The 13,624-nt window shown below is 58.6% G+C and carries 14 protein-coding genes and 1 pseudogene; 8 read left to right on the plus strand and 7 right to left on the minus strand.

Going from position 1 to position 13,624, the window contains the following annotated elements; all coding sequences use genetic code 11:
• Positions 1-2 precede the first annotated feature (2 nt).
• The 3 genes from AB6804_RS27010 to AB6804_RS27020 form a co-directional block, all read right to left on the minus strand.
• Positions 3-1,193 carry a hypothetical protein gene (locus AB6804_RS27010; RefSeq protein WP_370889056.1) on the minus strand — a complete coding sequence of 397 codons (1,191 nt, stop codon included), beginning with the start codon at positions 1,191-1,193 and terminating at the stop codon, positions 3-5.
• 58 nt (positions 1,194-1,251) lie between these two features.
• Positions 1,252-2,637 carry a hypothetical protein gene (locus AB6804_RS27015; RefSeq protein WP_370889057.1) on the minus strand — a complete coding sequence of 462 codons (1,386 nt, stop codon included), beginning with the start codon at positions 2,635-2,637 and terminating at the stop codon, positions 1,252-1,254.
• Between the two features lie 214 nt (positions 2,638-2,851).
• The gene (locus AB6804_RS27020) at positions 2,852-3,571 is read right to left on the minus strand and encodes a nuclease-related domain-containing protein (RefSeq protein WP_370889058.1); all 720 of its coding nucleotides are present in this window, start codon (positions 3,569-3,571) and stop codon (positions 2,852-2,854) included.
• A 383-nt stretch (positions 3,572-3,954) separates the two neighbouring features.
• Between AB6804_RS27020 and AB6804_RS27025 the strand changes: the two genes are divergently transcribed.
• From AB6804_RS27025 to AB6804_RS27055, 7 genes and pseudogenes are all read left to right on the plus strand, one after another.
• The gene (locus tag AB6804_RS27025) at positions 3,955-4,254 is read left to right on the plus strand and encodes a hypothetical protein (RefSeq protein WP_370889059.1); all 300 of its coding nucleotides are present in this window, start codon (positions 3,955-3,957) and stop codon (positions 4,252-4,254) included.
• A 107-nt stretch (positions 4,255-4,361) separates the two neighbouring features.
• Positions 4,362-4,796: a hypothetical protein gene (locus tag AB6804_RS27030; RefSeq protein WP_077161675.1), complete on the plus strand. Its 435-nt coding sequence runs from the start codon at positions 4,362-4,364 to the stop codon at positions 4,794-4,796.
• 7 nt (positions 4,797-4,803) lie between these two features.
• Positions 4,804-5,589 (plus strand): hypothetical protein, encoded by a 786-nt coding sequence (locus AB6804_RS27035; RefSeq protein ID WP_370889060.1) that lies wholly within the window; start codon positions 4,804-4,806, stop codon positions 5,587-5,589.
• Between the two features lie 11 nt (positions 5,590-5,600).
• Positions 5,601-6,141 (plus strand): annotated as a pseudogene (ssb, locus tag AB6804_RS27040) (single-stranded DNA-binding protein).
• Between the two features lie 253 nt (positions 6,142-6,394).
• Complete coding sequence (locus tag AB6804_RS27045) at positions 6,395-7,477, plus strand: primase-helicase zinc-binding domain-containing protein (RefSeq protein WP_370889068.1); 1,083 nt, start codon at positions 6,395-6,397, stop codon at positions 7,475-7,477.
• 107 nt (positions 7,478-7,584) lie between these two features.
• Positions 7,585-7,809, plus strand: coding sequence for a hypothetical protein (locus tag AB6804_RS27050; protein WP_035511697.1), 225 nt, complete (start codon positions 7,585-7,587; stop codon positions 7,807-7,809).
• A gap of 83 nt (positions 7,810-7,892) precedes the next feature.
• A protein-coding gene (locus AB6804_RS27055) for an IS3 family transposase (protein WP_370889069.1) occupies positions 7,893-9,256 on the plus strand; the annotation gives its coding sequence in 2 pieces (ribosomal slippage) (positions 7,893-8,364 and positions 8,364-9,256; 1,365 coding nt in all).
• Positions 9,257-9,325: 69 nt separating this feature from the next.
• Here the strand turns inward: AB6804_RS27055 and AB6804_RS27060 are convergent.
• The 4 genes from AB6804_RS27060 to AB6804_RS27075 form a co-directional block, all read right to left on the minus strand.
• Positions 9,326-9,562 (minus strand): hypothetical protein, encoded by a 237-nt coding sequence (locus AB6804_RS27060; RefSeq protein WP_370889061.1) that lies wholly within the window; start codon positions 9,560-9,562, stop codon positions 9,326-9,328.
• Positions 9,549-9,701 carry a hypothetical protein gene (locus AB6804_RS27065; protein WP_370889062.1) on the minus strand — a complete coding sequence of 51 codons (153 nt, stop codon included), beginning with the start codon at positions 9,699-9,701 and terminating at the stop codon, positions 9,549-9,551. Before AB6804_RS27065 ends, AB6804_RS27060 begins: the two co-directional genes overlap by 14 nt.
• A 280-nt stretch (positions 9,702-9,981) precedes the next feature.
• Entirely contained in the window at positions 9,982-10,341 is a 360-nt protein-coding gene (locus tag AB6804_RS27070; protein WP_370889063.1) for a hypothetical protein, read from the minus strand.
• An 8-nt stretch (positions 10,342-10,349) separates the two neighbouring features.
• Positions 10,350-11,366, minus strand: a complete 1,017-nt coding sequence (locus tag AB6804_RS27075) for a PRTRC system protein D (protein ID WP_370889064.1) — start codon at positions 11,364-11,366, stop codon at positions 10,350-10,352.
• A gap of 1,803 nt (positions 11,367-13,169) precedes the next feature.
• On the opposite strand from AB6804_RS27075, the gene AB6804_RS27080 reads away from it, so the two are divergent.
• On the plus strand, positions 13,170-13,577 hold the full coding sequence (locus AB6804_RS27080) for a phage integrase N-terminal domain-containing protein (RefSeq protein ID WP_370889065.1): 408 nt from the start codon (positions 13,170-13,172) through the stop codon (positions 13,575-13,577).
• Positions 13,578-13,624 lie beyond the last annotated feature (47 nt).

The raw sequence follows: 13,624 nt of genomic DNA on the forward strand, positions 1-13,624 counted from the left end.
GACTATTTTTTGGTCTTGCGCCCTTTGCTCTTCGGCTCGGTCAGGCGCGGCTTAAGATCGCCAGTGCAACCGGGACATACGAAGTCCTTCGCTAACTCGATCTTCCCTTCGTCGTTGGCCAAGACGTACTCCGTCGCGCAAGTTCTGCACGGCGCGACATTCAACCTCGAATCGATCGCCATGGAGCGGGTGAGATGGTTCGCGCGGTCAGCAGAAACGGCGAGCCGACTACCAAACATCTTGTCGAGAACGTCGTTGGATGCAATCAGCGCTTCCGGGATGTTCGCTCCGTTGTTCAGCGCGCACCGATAAAGCCATACCAGCATGGTTGCTTGGAGCCGGTGCACGGGACGTTCGACGTACCACGTCAACGAGCTTGCACTATTCCCACATGGCGAGCTCACGCCGTGGATCTCTCGATAGGTGTTTCGAGTGATGGCCGAGGTCACGCCAAACAAGTTTGTGGCGGTCGAAGCGCGACAACCCTGGGTCATCAACAACCTCGCGTAGATCTCACGCCTAGCCCTGTCAAGCCGCAGGTCGGACCACAAATTCTTGAAAGGTAGCCCGCTCGGCTTGAGGTTCGAGGTGCGCATGACATAGTGAGCGACGGCCTCTTCGGTAAGCGAATCTGCGCCGTATTGTCTCCAGAACCGCTCGTCGTCGAACCGCCATCTATACAGCGGGAAGCGAATCCCACCGATCGCTGCTTCCAGCCGTCCGATCGGCAGACCCATCAGGTACTCGGCTAACTCGAAGGAGATACCGAGGAGCGGCGCTGCGAGCACGCTCTGGTGGAGCACGTCTTTCAGCAGCGAAACATAGGCGCAGTTGAAATGAAAAATATCGCGCGCCGTCACGTCGTCGACGAAAGGCATCGCTGAGGACAGCTTCGACACAGCAGTCGAAAACATGATCCCGTCGACAAACGTCGCCCAATCCCGAGGGTCCTGCAGCGCCGGCGACAGCGCCAGGAACGGCATGTTCATAAGCTTCGCCATCGGTACGGCGTGCGCCTTAAACGTTTCCATGTTGTCAAACGAGACGCCAAAGAATGCTTCGGCGCCGCTGTACCGCGCGAGTACCTTATGGATAACCGCGGTCAGCGAAAAGTTGGTCCTTTGTATCTTCTCAGCGAGATACGGCCGAAGGGCAATGTTGGTCTCAACGACATCAAGCGTGGTGGTCGACATATTTTTTATATTGTTGCTGGCGGAAGCGACCCCATCGCGTCCGCCACATCGTTACGTCTTACAGGTTCCGCAAGCCCGTCTCGATTTCGCTCAGTTGCTTGCGCATCATTGCGGCGAGCGTTTCGATCAACGGTTCGTGCTGCGCAAGCCCATCGGAAGCTTGAACTGCAACCTGAGCCAGCGAGAGCTTGCCCGCGAACTGCTCGAATGCGGATAACGCTTCTTGCATCGCTGCTTGAACGCGATTGGCAGCTTCGATGGCGCCGGCTTCTTTTTTCCTGTCGGCTTCGAGCCGTTCCAACTCGGCGCCCCTCTCGACCAACTGTTCTTCTAGCTGTTTAAGTTCAGCGTTGCGCTTTTCCAGTGATTCGGAAATGCTCTTAAATCCAGCGGGAGTCGTCTCGACTTCCTTGATCTGGACTTCCGGCTTACGGTTGAGCAGCGCGTTTCTTTCCTCGTTCAGCCTTGCAATTTCCTTGTCCTTGTCCGCAAGGTCCTTTTCAAGGTTGGCCAGGCCTGCCTGCCGACCGGTGTAATAGCTGTCCATACGCTGAAGCTGGGCCTCTTTTTCGGCGATCAGTTTCGCAGTGGCATCGAGCTGTTGCTGAAGGCGGTTGGCTTCGTCCTCCGCGACTCGCTGAGCGGTTTTGCTGTCCTCGAGCAGGGCCTGGTAGTTGTCTACCTCGACTTTGCGATCAGCGAGAGCCTCTTCCTGCTTCTGCAGCGTCGCCAGCATTTTGCGAACGTCTTCGCGGGTCATATGCTCGTTGGCTTGCTTCGCCGCAAGAATGACAGCAACCTGCTCGTCGGTCACGTGGTCCGCAGCGAGGATGTCGAGTTCGCCGACGTTGAATACGCGGATAGCCTCGGTGTTGTCGAGGAACGCTTCGTAGCAACGCATGTACTTGCGGGCTGCCGGCATCTTCACGCCGAGAGCCAAGTCGAAGAACGAGTATCCCAACGTCGCGGCCCGCCGCAGCGAAGTTGTCTTGTTCCCCGACGTTGCGACCATCACGTTCTTGATCAGGTGCATGGAGTTCATCAGCAGACCGCCGATCGTTTTGAGGTCGGTCGAGACTCGCGCTCTCGCCTCCCCAATCGTCACCATGTTTTCGACGAGCTGGGCGATGAGATCCGCGAACTCGTCGCTGTCCCCGAAAATCTGCCGGGCAACCATGTCAATCTTCGAGCGCTGGGCACCGCTTGCCGAAACGCCGCCAAATATGTCGTCCAACGGATCGTGGATTTCCGTTTTTCGCAGTTGCAGTTGTTTTTTAGAATCGTCACTACTTGAGGACATAACTTCTCTCCAGATTTTGCAGCGCCCCCGCGCGCTGCGTTCAAACCCCGCGAGGACTTCGCTCGCGGGTAAGAAAATGGTGTCGGTACATAACCAGCCGCATCCGCGGGCGAGCGCATCGCTTGCCACAGCGGCAGTTCTCATTCCGTGCAACCTTTGCCGTCGGAGGACGTTCTTTCTCACAGATGTAAGCGATCGTAACGGCGTTCCCGAGCACGTCTGGCATCAAAAGACGCCGTTTTTACCCCGTCTTTCGCCTTCCGGCGGTGAAAGGTGGTATTTTTGTCCACCTCTGCAAACGATTAACGGTTCATTTGTGAAACACTTAAGCGATTGCTGAGTTTTAACCTGGAAGCGATTACCTAGCGGAAAGCCTTGAACTTTCCAGAATTACCGGTATCCCTCGCTTCGCGCGTATCTTGTGCGCCATGAAACCTTCGGTCGAGGCGTCCGCATACATGAGTACCGCCTCGCGGGCCTTGGCGACGTCCAACGTCGACCTGCCGCTGCACTCCGCACGCTTGGAACGCAACCAGTGGGGGAGGTCGTCCAGTGCCAATAGATCGGTCGGTAGTTCTGGATCCAGCACGACTTCTGGCGACACGAAGAGACCCGCGCCAGCGACCGGCCAGATCGCAGGAAGCCGCTCCCGGAGGAAACGGATCTTGCTGCGGTTCTGCTCGATCGGCGAGCGTCGGTCTTCCGCCTTGCCGTTGGGCGCAGTCCGTGTCAGGGTATCGGGACGATTCGACGGCGCGATGCGGCCGGACCAATTCTTCGTCTCGAAAACGAAGACGCCGAACGGCGTGATCGCGAGGTGATCAATCTCTGCGGTGGGGAATGCAGTCCCGGGGGCATGTTCTATAAGCAACGTCCCTTCGTGCAGGTAGAAGTTGTCGCCGCACAGCCATTCGAGGGTCGTTCGAAGCTTTGCTTGAGCCAGAGCTTCGCCGGCCGCACCGATATCGTCCGACGAGCGCTTTGCGCGATGGGCGCTGCGCGAACGAGATCGGCTCCGCTGCTTGATGGCTTTGAATACGCGGTAGCCGCCGACTGCGACAAGCATTTCGAAGAACATTCGCTGCCTCCCTGTTGAGCATGTAACTAGCATGCCAAGGGCAAATGGAAGTCAAGGGAGCACCGCGGCGCTGCCACGTTCGCGCCGAAAATCGAAAGGCGGTGTGAAATTGGGAGCTTTCGCGCGCACGCGTTCCCCGCTTGCGCGTAAATTGCCTGTTATCCCCGCGTCAACGACGCATCGACCCCGAGCCGCAGCTAAGCATCAGTGCGCGCTCGCGATCTCTTCTTCCTTCCGCATTGAGCTGCTTCCGCCACGCCTTATAGAGCCGTGACGAAAGCGTCTCTCCGCGCGCCTGTTTTTCCTGCTCACCCGAGCATCGAAAACCATCCAGCGCTGTACTGGCTGGACATCCCCTAGTGCGTCTTTTTCTGGAGAGAAAAATGCCGAAGCAGTTGGTAATGAAGGCGATGAAATCGCCCGGCTGGTTGGTCGCTGTTTGCTTTGCCCTGTGGTTTGCCGCGCACTCGTTCTTCGCCTTTCTGTTTGTCTCGTTCACCGTCGCGGTCTGGATCAAGAGATCCATTAAAGCGGCGTTGAAAGAAGAGAAAGCTGAGGATTTGAAGGCGCACGCGCCCGCCGTTGTCGCTCCGGCTACCGCCGACGCCAACGTCACGCCCATCAAACGTCAGTACGCCAAGTCCGCAGTGGTCGTTCCACTTAAGACAGGCACCGACGACTAGTCGCTACGCCTGAATGTCAAGACTGCCCGCGCGGGCGGTCTTGACCCCTCACCCCAACGGGAAACCATCCCGTTGCGGGCATGGGTTCCCGTTTATCGGAGATTCCCATGCAAGCAGAAGTAGAAGCATGGCAACTGGACATGTTCGACGCTCCTCCAGCGCCGATCACGCGTGCCCGAGCCAAGCCTGATCCGCTGCCCGATCCGCATCTGTGGAGCGAGGCGGTAAAAGACAAAATGGTCGACGCGTTGATCAGTCTTGCGACTGACAGCAGACGCGGCGACAACATGCCCGAGTCGTTGATGGACTGCGCTGTACTGTTCAGCGAGCGACTCAGAAACAGAAAGAAGATGGAACTCGAAGACTACCGAGCAACGCTCGGCTGGGTCATGGAGTTCTGGAGCGGGGCGCTGCCGTATCGGTATGTCTGCAAGATCAACGGCGTCGATCCGGAATTCTTGCAAGACATCATCCTGAGCAACCCGCTGCTCAAGCGCGACATGGAAGAGGTGCGTCGCGAGTGCTTCGGCACGCTGGTGTAGGAGGCCGATGATGAACACATCAACATTCGGCCGGCTGCTCGGGACGCTTTTCGGAGTGACGCCGCAGCCGCAGCGTCGCAGCGGCAATCCCGCAAGCCATTCATCCCCCGTTGAGGTCGGCAAGGGCGGCGCCAACGAACGGCACATCGCCATCGCAGGACAGCCGATGCTGTTCCGTGATGAAGGTGGCGTCGTCGTGCAGTTTCGTCCGGCGTTCGACTACGAGCTGCGACCAACGGCTGTCGGCATGAAGCTGATACCGGCGCTCGCGCCGCACTGGGAAGTGCTCCACGAGTACAAGGGCTCGTTGACCGACGCCATTGCGGCTGCCCTCAAGGGCGCTCATGCGCAAGACACGCCTTCGCCCGACGCCAAACCCGTTCGACCAGTCAATGTCAGCGACGCGCGACTCCGGCCAGAAGTTGCGGACGCCGCCGTGTCAACGCCCCCTCGATCCGCTGAGTCGTCACATCGGCGAACCGAGCGCGCGAGGTACGGGGTCTTGAGAGAGTGGGGGGAGAAACGATTCCCCGATGGCAAGCGCCCTGGCAAGACGTATGAATCGTTTTGCGTGACGCTCGAGCATCGCGGCGAGACGCACGTTCTCCAAGGTGAGGGCCTCCGCGACGCGATCGCAGAGTCGGCCTGTCGCATTGGGGACCGCGTTGAAGTCAAACGGATCGGCAAAACTAAAGTGCCGGCAGTCGATGGACAGGGACGGCCCAAGCTAGATGCCCGCGGCGAGCAAGTGCTGTGGGACAAGTGGCTTTGGTCTATTTCCAAAAAATCTTAACGGAGTTAGTTATGGCATCAGTAAACAAAGTCATCCTTGTCGGCAACCTCGGGGCTGATCCGGAGACGCGCTACCTGCCGAGCGGCGATGCGGTCGCGAATATCCGACTCGCAACGACCGATCGCTACAAAGACAAGGGCTCGGGCGAAAATGAAGGAGCAGACCGAATGGCATCGAGTGTCGTTCTTTGGTCGGCTGGCTGAGATCGTCAACGAGTATCTGAAGAAGGGCTCGTCGGTGTACATCGAAGGCAGAATCCGCACGCGCAAGTGGACGGACCAAGCCGGGCAGGAGCGGTACTCGACGGAAATCGTCGCAGACCAAATGCAAATGCTCGGCGGCCGCTCTACGGGCGATCGTTCATCCAATGACGGGTTCGAGAGCCAACGCCCTGTACGTCAAGAACGTTCGCAGCAGCCGCGATCGAGCAACCCTGCGCCGGCGAGTCGCGAGCCGCAATCGACATCGTATGGTGGAGGCGGCGGCTTCGCAGATGATGACGACATACCCTTCAGGGCGCATCTGATGGGCCGCGAGTGGGCTGCGATCTAATCCCGTAACACCTCACCTCGCTTCCTGTTTCTTCTCACCTTCGTTGCTTCGTCGAACCGGAAACGGTCGGCGAAGCCGCGAAGCGGCTCTTCCTGCGCGACGCGCCCTCTCTGTCGCTACACCCGCCTTTCGCTTCCCCTGCTGAAAAAAGCCGCCCGCCGTGCTCGCCTCGCGCGAGGCGGACGGCTTTTTTGAGCACGGTTTCACCGCCTGTTCAGGCATCGACCTCAACCACACCACAACTGGAGTGACAATGAATGTAAAGGACGTCAAGCTGTCCCCGGAACAGTGGATTGCGTTGCTCCAGAAGTATGGAGTGCCCGCAAGCTCACTGACTGGGAAGGGCGCACCCTGTCCCATCTGCGGCGGAAACGACCGCTTCACCTACGACAACAACCGCGGTCGCGGCGACTGGGTCTGCCGCAAGTGCAACGACGGCGACCGAAAAGCCGGCGACGGCTTCGAGCTCATCTGCAAGTCTGCCGGAATGACCTTCCGCGAACTCATGATCGAACTTGAAGGCGGCAGTCTGGCCGATGCACGGCAGAGCCGAGCACAACCGGCAGCCCCGGCGCGTGGCCGAAAGGTCGATCCTGAGTGGGCGCGCAAGCGCCTCGACTCAATGTGGGATCGAGCGACGCTGGTCGGTTCCGATGGCCTGGTTCCGCGATACCTGCGCGAACGGGTGCCCGGTTTGACGGTCGCTCCGTCGGCAGCACTGCGCATGGCAATGCTCGATTACCGCCACGAGAAGAAAGTTATCGGTCAGTGGCCGGGCATCCTTGCTCGATTCACATTGCCGGACGGCCGACTCGGAACGCTGCACCGCACGTTCCTTGAACGCTCGAAACCGGCGAAGGCGTCGATCGTCACTAGCGATGGGGAGATCCTTCCGGCCAAGCTGAACGACGTGACGCTTCATAAGCTCAACGGCGGCGCAGTCCGGCTGATGGATCCAGTCGATGGCGAAATTGGCGTCGCGGAAGGTCTCGAGACGGCGTATGCCGCGCACATGCTCTTCGGTGTGCCGGTCTGGTACTGCCTGAATCGAATCCTTCTCGCCGATTTCGTTGTGCCGGACGGCCTCGGAATTCGAGTCGTCCATATCTTCGCGGACTTCGATGCGGTCGATCCCCGCACTGGCAAATCGCCGGGCGTCGATGCCGCATTGAAGCTGGCGAAGCGGCTGCGAGCCGAGGGCTACACGGCAATGGTTCACCGGCCTAAAAAGCGGGAAACCGATTTTGCCGACGAGTGGTGTGCATCTCAGGCACCGCATCGGCTTGCCGTTGCAATGGTGGTGCGCCGCGACGAACGCGAAGCACTGCACGTTTGATTGTGATTCCGCGGCCGTCTGGCCGCTAACAGCAAGTTTTTGCCCGGTGGGGATTCGTCCCCGCCGGGGCCGCAATCCGCCCGAGCTTTTCCAATGGAGAAGAGGAAATGAGCTTCAGCATGATTGTTGGCCGGTATGAGATCGTGGCAACTTCCGGCGTCGAAAACGGCTCGGTCAGAGTAGGGAAGTCGGAGGCCGAAGCCTATGACGTGATCGACAGGAAGCGTGGCGGTCATGCCCGATTGGAGAAACAAGGCGTCACGCTGGACACTGCTTGGTTTTACTGCATTCGTCGACAGGCGAATGCACAAGGGGTGACCCTGCTGCATTGATGTCCATCGCTATGAAAAAAACCCGGCCAATGTGAACTGCACCCCAAAAGTTGGACATCGATCCAACCTTTGGGGTGTTTTTCATGGCGAAGCATAGTGAAGGACTGAAGCTCGAGGTAGTACGGGAATACCTGTCAGGGCGGAGCGGCGCGAGGACGCTAGCTCAACGGTATGGCCTGCATCACGAGACGGTACGTTGTTGGATAGCGGCATATAAGCAGCATGGCGTTGGGGGCTTGCGCCCGAAGTATTGCCGTTACGATGCGCAATTCAAGCACTCGGTGTTGGAATGCATGCGGCGCGAGGAGTTGTCCATTGCGCAAGTGGCCGCCCGGTTCAATATCCGCAGCACCCATTGCGTGCGCGAGTGGGAACGCCAGTATCATGAGGGCGGATTAGACGCATTGGCGCCCCGTCGTCGAGGGCGCCCTCCAACGATGCCCGCCGCCGAGCCACCAAAAACTACCGAAGAAGCTGCGCCAGACACCCGTACGCGCGAACAACTGCTCAAGGAAAACGAGTCCCTGCGCGCGGAGGTGGCGTACCTAAAAAAATTCGATGCGCTGCTCAAGGCAAAGAAGCGGGCAGCGCAAAAGAAAAAGCGCAAATAGTGCGGGAGTTGAGAGAGCGTCATCCGGTGGCCGACTTGCTGAAGGCTGCGGGTCTGTCACGCAGCACGTTCTACTATCAGCTCAAGGTGCTCGGAGCGGGGGACCGGTATGCAGAGCTGAAGGATCGGATCCAGTCGGTGTATGACCATCACAAGGGCCGTTACGGCTACCGACGCATCACCGCCTCAATGCGACAGGCGGGGCTGAGCATCAATCATAAGACGGTGCAACGACTAATGGGACAACTGCAGTTGAAGTCGCTGGTGCGACCGAAGAAGTACCGCTCCTACCGTGGAAAAGTGGGGCGAGTGGCGCCGAACCTGCTCAAGCGGGAGTTCAGAGCGCACCGGCCTAACCAGAAGTGGGTGACCGACGTGACCGAATTCAACGTCGGCGGCCAGAAGCTATATCTGTCGCCAGTGATGGACCTGTATAACGGCGAGATCATCGCTTGGCACACGGACAGGCGTCCCAGCTTCGAACTCGTCAGTGGCATGCTGAAAAAGGCATTGGCCCGGCTCGGTACAAACGACAGACCGATGCTGCATTCCGATCAGGGCTGGCAGTATCAGATGTCCGCCTACCGACGGATGCTAGGAGGGCACCCCCTAACCCAAAGCATGTCGCGCAAGGGGAACTGCCTGGACAACGCCGCAATGGAAAGCTTCTTCGGTACGCTGAAGTCCGAATGCTATAAGCTGCAGCGATTTACCAACGTCGAGCAGTTGCAAGCCGCACTGGCCGACTACATTCACTACTACAACCACGACCGCATCAAGCTGAAACTAAAAGGGCTGAGTCCTGTGCAATACAGGACTCAGCCCTCGGGCGCCTAGCCTTGCTTGTCCAACTTTGTGGGGTCAGTTCAATGAGCCGGGTTTTTTTTCGTCTGTAGCTTCCAGTGCTCACCATGTACTAGCCTTAACTCTCAAGGCAACTTTGAACACATAAAGCGCGACCTTTATCGCCGGAACCATCACGCCGCTAGCCCAGAAGGAACCGACGAGCGAGAGTCCAAAAATCCAGTTACACAACGGCGTATCCGGCAAGCGGGCAGCGACGCACGCGACGAAGAAAAGAGCTCCTGCAGTCAGCGCCCGACGTGTGATCAAGGGCAAGGCCAAGAATTTACCGTACATCATCGGCTCCGTTGGCTGGGCGGAACACAGCGCGATGAAACAGATAAGCTGCCTCGCACGCAGCCAGCGCGGCGGCCACGAGAACCCACATGCGCACGCCGCGCGTCCAGTCCAGTTGCGCCAGGTTATCGAGAATGTCCATAAAGCGTCTCATTAATCGTTGATCAGGATGTGCATCGGCTGCACTTAGAACCCATCTTGCCATTAAGGCGCCGAAGTCAAGCCACAGCGCGAGTTGACGCGCGAGTAAGCCGCGCAGCGATACTGTCACCATATTGCGAGGAAGTCGCTTGACCCGGACCGTTCGTTGGTTTGGATGGAGTTTCTACGTTTCTCATCTGGGCGCGTACCCGAGTGCGGCGCAGTCGGGGAGACGGTATATCTACGATAAAAGCGGTGACCGGTGCCGGGGCTACAGTCAGCTAGAAACCGGAAAACTGATTGCCAATCTCATCGTAATTGAAGCGATCGGAAAGCGGTGACATCACATCTTGATCAACTGCGCGGGAAGGTACTGCCGAATGCGCCGAAACAGTCAAGATGGACGATACTGGAAGAGCAGAGGCTTTTGGAGCCGAGAGCGCTTCGACCGACTGTTCCGCATCGGCTGGCAACCGTCCACGTTTGCCGGCACCGGCCAACTCGCGCCCGCCGATCACGGCCCGTGCTGTGTCGCTCGCAAGTGAGCGGAGCACGGCCGCGCGCAACCGTGGATTGTGTTCATCCAGACGCTGATAGAGCTCAGGGAAGAGAGCCTCGTCCACGGTCACCTTGATCAGCATCTTTGTTGTCATGCTGCCACCCCGAGCTTGCGCTCGCGCGCGAGCGTCGATTCGCCGACGATCAGAAAGCCCTTCACGTTCGCGAAGCACGGCGCATCCATCAATTGGACCCGATTCTTTGGAAACGCTACCCGAACTGCCGACTCGTAAAGAGCTGCACCGCCGCCGCTCAGGACGATGGACCGAACGGTGCCGGTGGCGCCAACCTTTTCTTGGATCGCTTTGACCGTGCTCCGGACGACTGCTTGAGACTTTTCCACGTACGGTTCGAGATCCATCTCCTGGTTATAGAAAAGGAAAGGCTTCTTCGTCCGCAGGCACTTATCGAGTTTCTCGATATCGGTGACGATCTCGCCCCGCGCTTCGCTGATCAACGACGCGATGCGCTTGTAGACTTGGGATGCACCGCCCGGAACCCCGCCGCTGCGCGCGTCGTTCATCGTGAAGCCGTTTGCGACCACCCAGTCGGTTGTGAAATAGCCAACGTCGATCACGATATGCTCGTTTTCCCGGTCGAACTCATCGCCGCCGTACTCGGAGAACGAGACGAGCGAGCCGAGGGGCTGCGGGATGACCTTCACGCTGCCGACACGAACCTTGTGCTCACCAAATATCAGCGTGCCGCTGAAAGCGTCGCGCACGAAGTCTGCGTACTTGCCGATGCTATGAACCGGTAAGCCCAGAACAAGACGCTCGACGTCAGTCACTCCGGCGAAATGAAGCGCACCATAGAGCAGCGCCGCGTAGTTCGGCGTTGTGCAGAAGTCCTCAGACAGCGTCCGGCCTGCGTTCCCATAAGCTGACGATCTCTCAACACCCGGGCCAACTTCATACACTGTGCCATCGATTTCGATGGCGGCCACTTTGCGATCTGACAGCACACCGTTGGCAAAACTCGAGACCGCCTCGCTGACGCGAAGCGGGGCTAGCGACGGAAACATCATCGTCGCGAGGTCCGAGCCCATACGAAACGCGCATTTAGTGTTGCCGTAACCAACATCAACCGCAAAAACCTGTGCTTTCATGATTCTCTCTCCAGAGTTTAAATAAGCCATCGCCAACAAACAGGCTCTGGCCCCTGGCCGGTCCCTGCGTGGCCCCTCCACGGGCCATGACGCGCGTTCGGACGGGCAAGCTCGCTGCTAAGTCCCCTGCTTGGCCCATGCTTGGTCCTCATAGAGGCCAAGTGGTGACGCACAGTGAGCCACAGTCTTGTTAGGGAACCTACAGGTACCCGCTAGGGGCCAACGCTGCTGCTGACGGACCTAATCTATCTGGAATGTCGCGATGTCAAGGAAGCAAAAGCTCGCAACATTTAGACAGCTTTTGCTTCTCAGTCTCGGTCACGGCGCCGGTATTCTTCTACTTACCAACCGCGCGCATGCGCATCGACCCTCCTGAAAAGGACCATCGAGGGGACCGCTTTGCCTAGCGAAAACCCCTCTGTCACGGCCGCAAAATGAAGCGGCCTTTTTCTTAATCTAGTCAAGTTCAAAGCGACCCAAAGTGAGGACGCTGGACACGCGATATCCATTGGGTTTGCGGGCAGTTTTGCCCGAGTGTCCGAGATGAGACGGATTGGGAGCGCGCGGACACTTGTCCGTGGCTGCTCTTTTTCCAGCTCAAGGAGGATGGACGCATCCTTACAGCACACGACGCTGGGTACGTTGCATGAGGTCCGACACACCGCGACCGAGTGAACGCGCTTTGGGATGGGGGACCAGCGGAAAGCTGCTCCCTGTACGGAAGACGAACGGGCGGCGCACCCGGAAAAAAGCAGCGCAAAAACGTTACCGAGCACTTGGCCGAGGTCGTGCCGTCGCAAAGACGGGGCACACCGGCGCGCAACAGCGCGTCCAGGGCCGGCGCGGTAGCCGTAGCAGCGGCATAGCCGAATCGTGCAGCCATTAGGGCGCGATTCGACTGCTGGAAGCAGCGGGAAGTACACAACGACAAGAGATTCCGCGAAGCGGGTCCGCGTTGGATGTGCGCCGGCAGCAAATCAGCGGCGGTCAACACGCGAAGCGTGACGACTGGCAGCACGCAGCAATACGGCGGTCGATGCACGTTTCTTCCACGTGCGGGGCTATCGAATGGAATCGCTAAAGGACAGGAAGGCAGGACCCGGCGGGGATACGCAGCGCTGTGCGGCAAGAATCGGGGATAGGCTCCCGAGGGCATGCGCGCAGCGGCAATGACTGGCACCGCGCTTAGACGAAGCACGGTCGCTGACTCGTCCGCAGATAGGGAGAACGCGCAGGCTAAAAGCTGCCGAGAAATGGCGTATCGCAAGCAAGCCTCGTGTAGAGCGGCCTTGCCCTTTCGTCTCATGCGCTTAGCCGGCACCGCGCAACTGCGAGCGCCGATGTTCGCTGATGTGATCGACACTTCAGGCGTCGATGCGTTGACGCGATTGCTGTGTGAGTGGACGCCCAAGGCGGAACTAGTATCGAGCGTCGCCACCGTGGCACGAAAGCGCCGCTAAGACGGAAGCGATGCAAACAGACACATACACCGCATTTTTCGATTGCCCCGAAGCAAAGGCAACGACGTCGGATATTCACGCTGATAGATCACGCCTTCGAGGCTGAAGTTGCGTGGTCCCTATGGCGGCTGTCGATTACCTACGGTTTCGACGATACCCGATCCAAGCGAACAGCACTTCGGCACGCGGCGATGGCTGGATGGATTTGTGGCGCGTGCGCGGCTGGCGGAGTCCCGGATGGCTTCTTGCGTTCAGGTCAGTTGGCAATGGCGTTCGAAAGGGGCCGGGCAATGTATGTCGTGGCTGAGAAGCGGCAATCAACAAACGAGGAAGGAGCATCCGAATGACAGTAACCGTCTATGTGAAGGGCATCGTTGCCGGCTATCCCGAGCTTCCCCCCGCGTTCAGGGATGTCCTGGAGAACATCTTCACTCCGAACGTTAACCGCGTTCACAGCCGCACCCGCGTCAGCACTAAGCCAATATCGGTCGTGACACAGGGTCCACGACTGCGAAAGCTATGCCGTTCGTTTGTTGAGCTTCGCCAGAGCGGCTACGCGATACAAACACCGTATGCGCTCAAGGAAAAGCACATCGAACGTCTGGTGGCGCTATGGCACAAAGACGGCCAGAGTCCTGGGACCATCGAAAACAAGTTGACGTACTTCCGCGCGTTCTCGAGCTGGATCAACAAGCCGAACCTCGTCAAAAAGATGTCGGAGAGAGGTGGCGCCGTTGGTTCGGACAGTTAGATCGAGTTTATAAGTGGAAGCGCCGGGGTCATCAAGCTGCCGATTTG

The sequence above is a fragment of the Caballeronia sp. RCC_10 genome (genome assembly GCF_041360715.1).
Classification (GTDB): Bacteria; Pseudomonadota; Gammaproteobacteria; order Burkholderiales; family Burkholderiaceae; genus Caballeronia; species Caballeronia grimmiae.

Bases quoted from the DNA above. Each gene is read 5' to 3' on its own strand.
- AB6804_RS27010 (WP_370889056.1), bottom strand. From the start codon at position 1,193: ATGTCGACCACCACGCTTGATGTCGTTGAGACCAACATTGCCCTTCGG.
- AB6804_RS27015 (WP_370889057.1), bottom strand. From the start codon at position 2,637: ATGAGAACTGCCGCTGTGGCAAGCGATGCGCTCGCCCGCGGATGCGGC.
- AB6804_RS27020 (WP_370889058.1), bottom strand. From the start codon at position 3,571: ATGTTCTTCGAAATGCTTGTCGCAGTCGGCGGCTACCGCGTATTCAAA.
- AB6804_RS27025 (WP_370889059.1), top strand. From the start codon at position 3,955: ATGCCGAAGCAGTTGGTAATGAAGGCGATGAAATCGCCCGGCTGGTTG.
- AB6804_RS27030 (WP_077161675.1), top strand. From the start codon at position 4,362: ATGCAAGCAGAAGTAGAAGCATGGCAACTGGACATGTTCGACGCTCCT.
- AB6804_RS27035 (WP_370889060.1), top strand. From the start codon at position 4,804: ATGATGAACACATCAACATTCGGCCGGCTGCTCGGGACGCTTTTCGGA.
- AB6804_RS27045 (WP_370889068.1), top strand. From the start codon at position 6,395: ATGAATGTAAAGGACGTCAAGCTGTCCCCGGAACAGTGGATTGCGTTG.
- AB6804_RS27050 (WP_035511697.1), top strand. From the start codon at position 7,585: ATGAGCTTCAGCATGATTGTTGGCCGGTATGAGATCGTGGCAACTTCC.
- AB6804_RS27060 (WP_370889061.1), bottom strand. From the start codon at position 9,562: ATGATGTACGGTAAATTCTTGGCCTTGCCCTTGATCACACGTCGGGCG.
- AB6804_RS27065 (WP_370889062.1), bottom strand. From the start codon at position 9,701: ATGGACATTCTCGATAACCTGGCGCAACTGGACTGGACGCGCGGCGTG.
- AB6804_RS27070 (WP_370889063.1), bottom strand. From the start codon at position 10,341: ATGCTGATCAAGGTGACCGTGGACGAGGCTCTCTTCCCTGAGCTCTAT.
- AB6804_RS27075 (WP_370889064.1), bottom strand. From the start codon at position 11,366: ATGAAAGCACAGGTTTTTGCGGTTGATGTTGGTTACGGCAACACTAAA.
- AB6804_RS27080 (WP_370889065.1), top strand. From the start codon at position 13,170: ATGACAGTAACCGTCTATGTGAAGGGCATCGTTGCCGGCTATCCCGAG.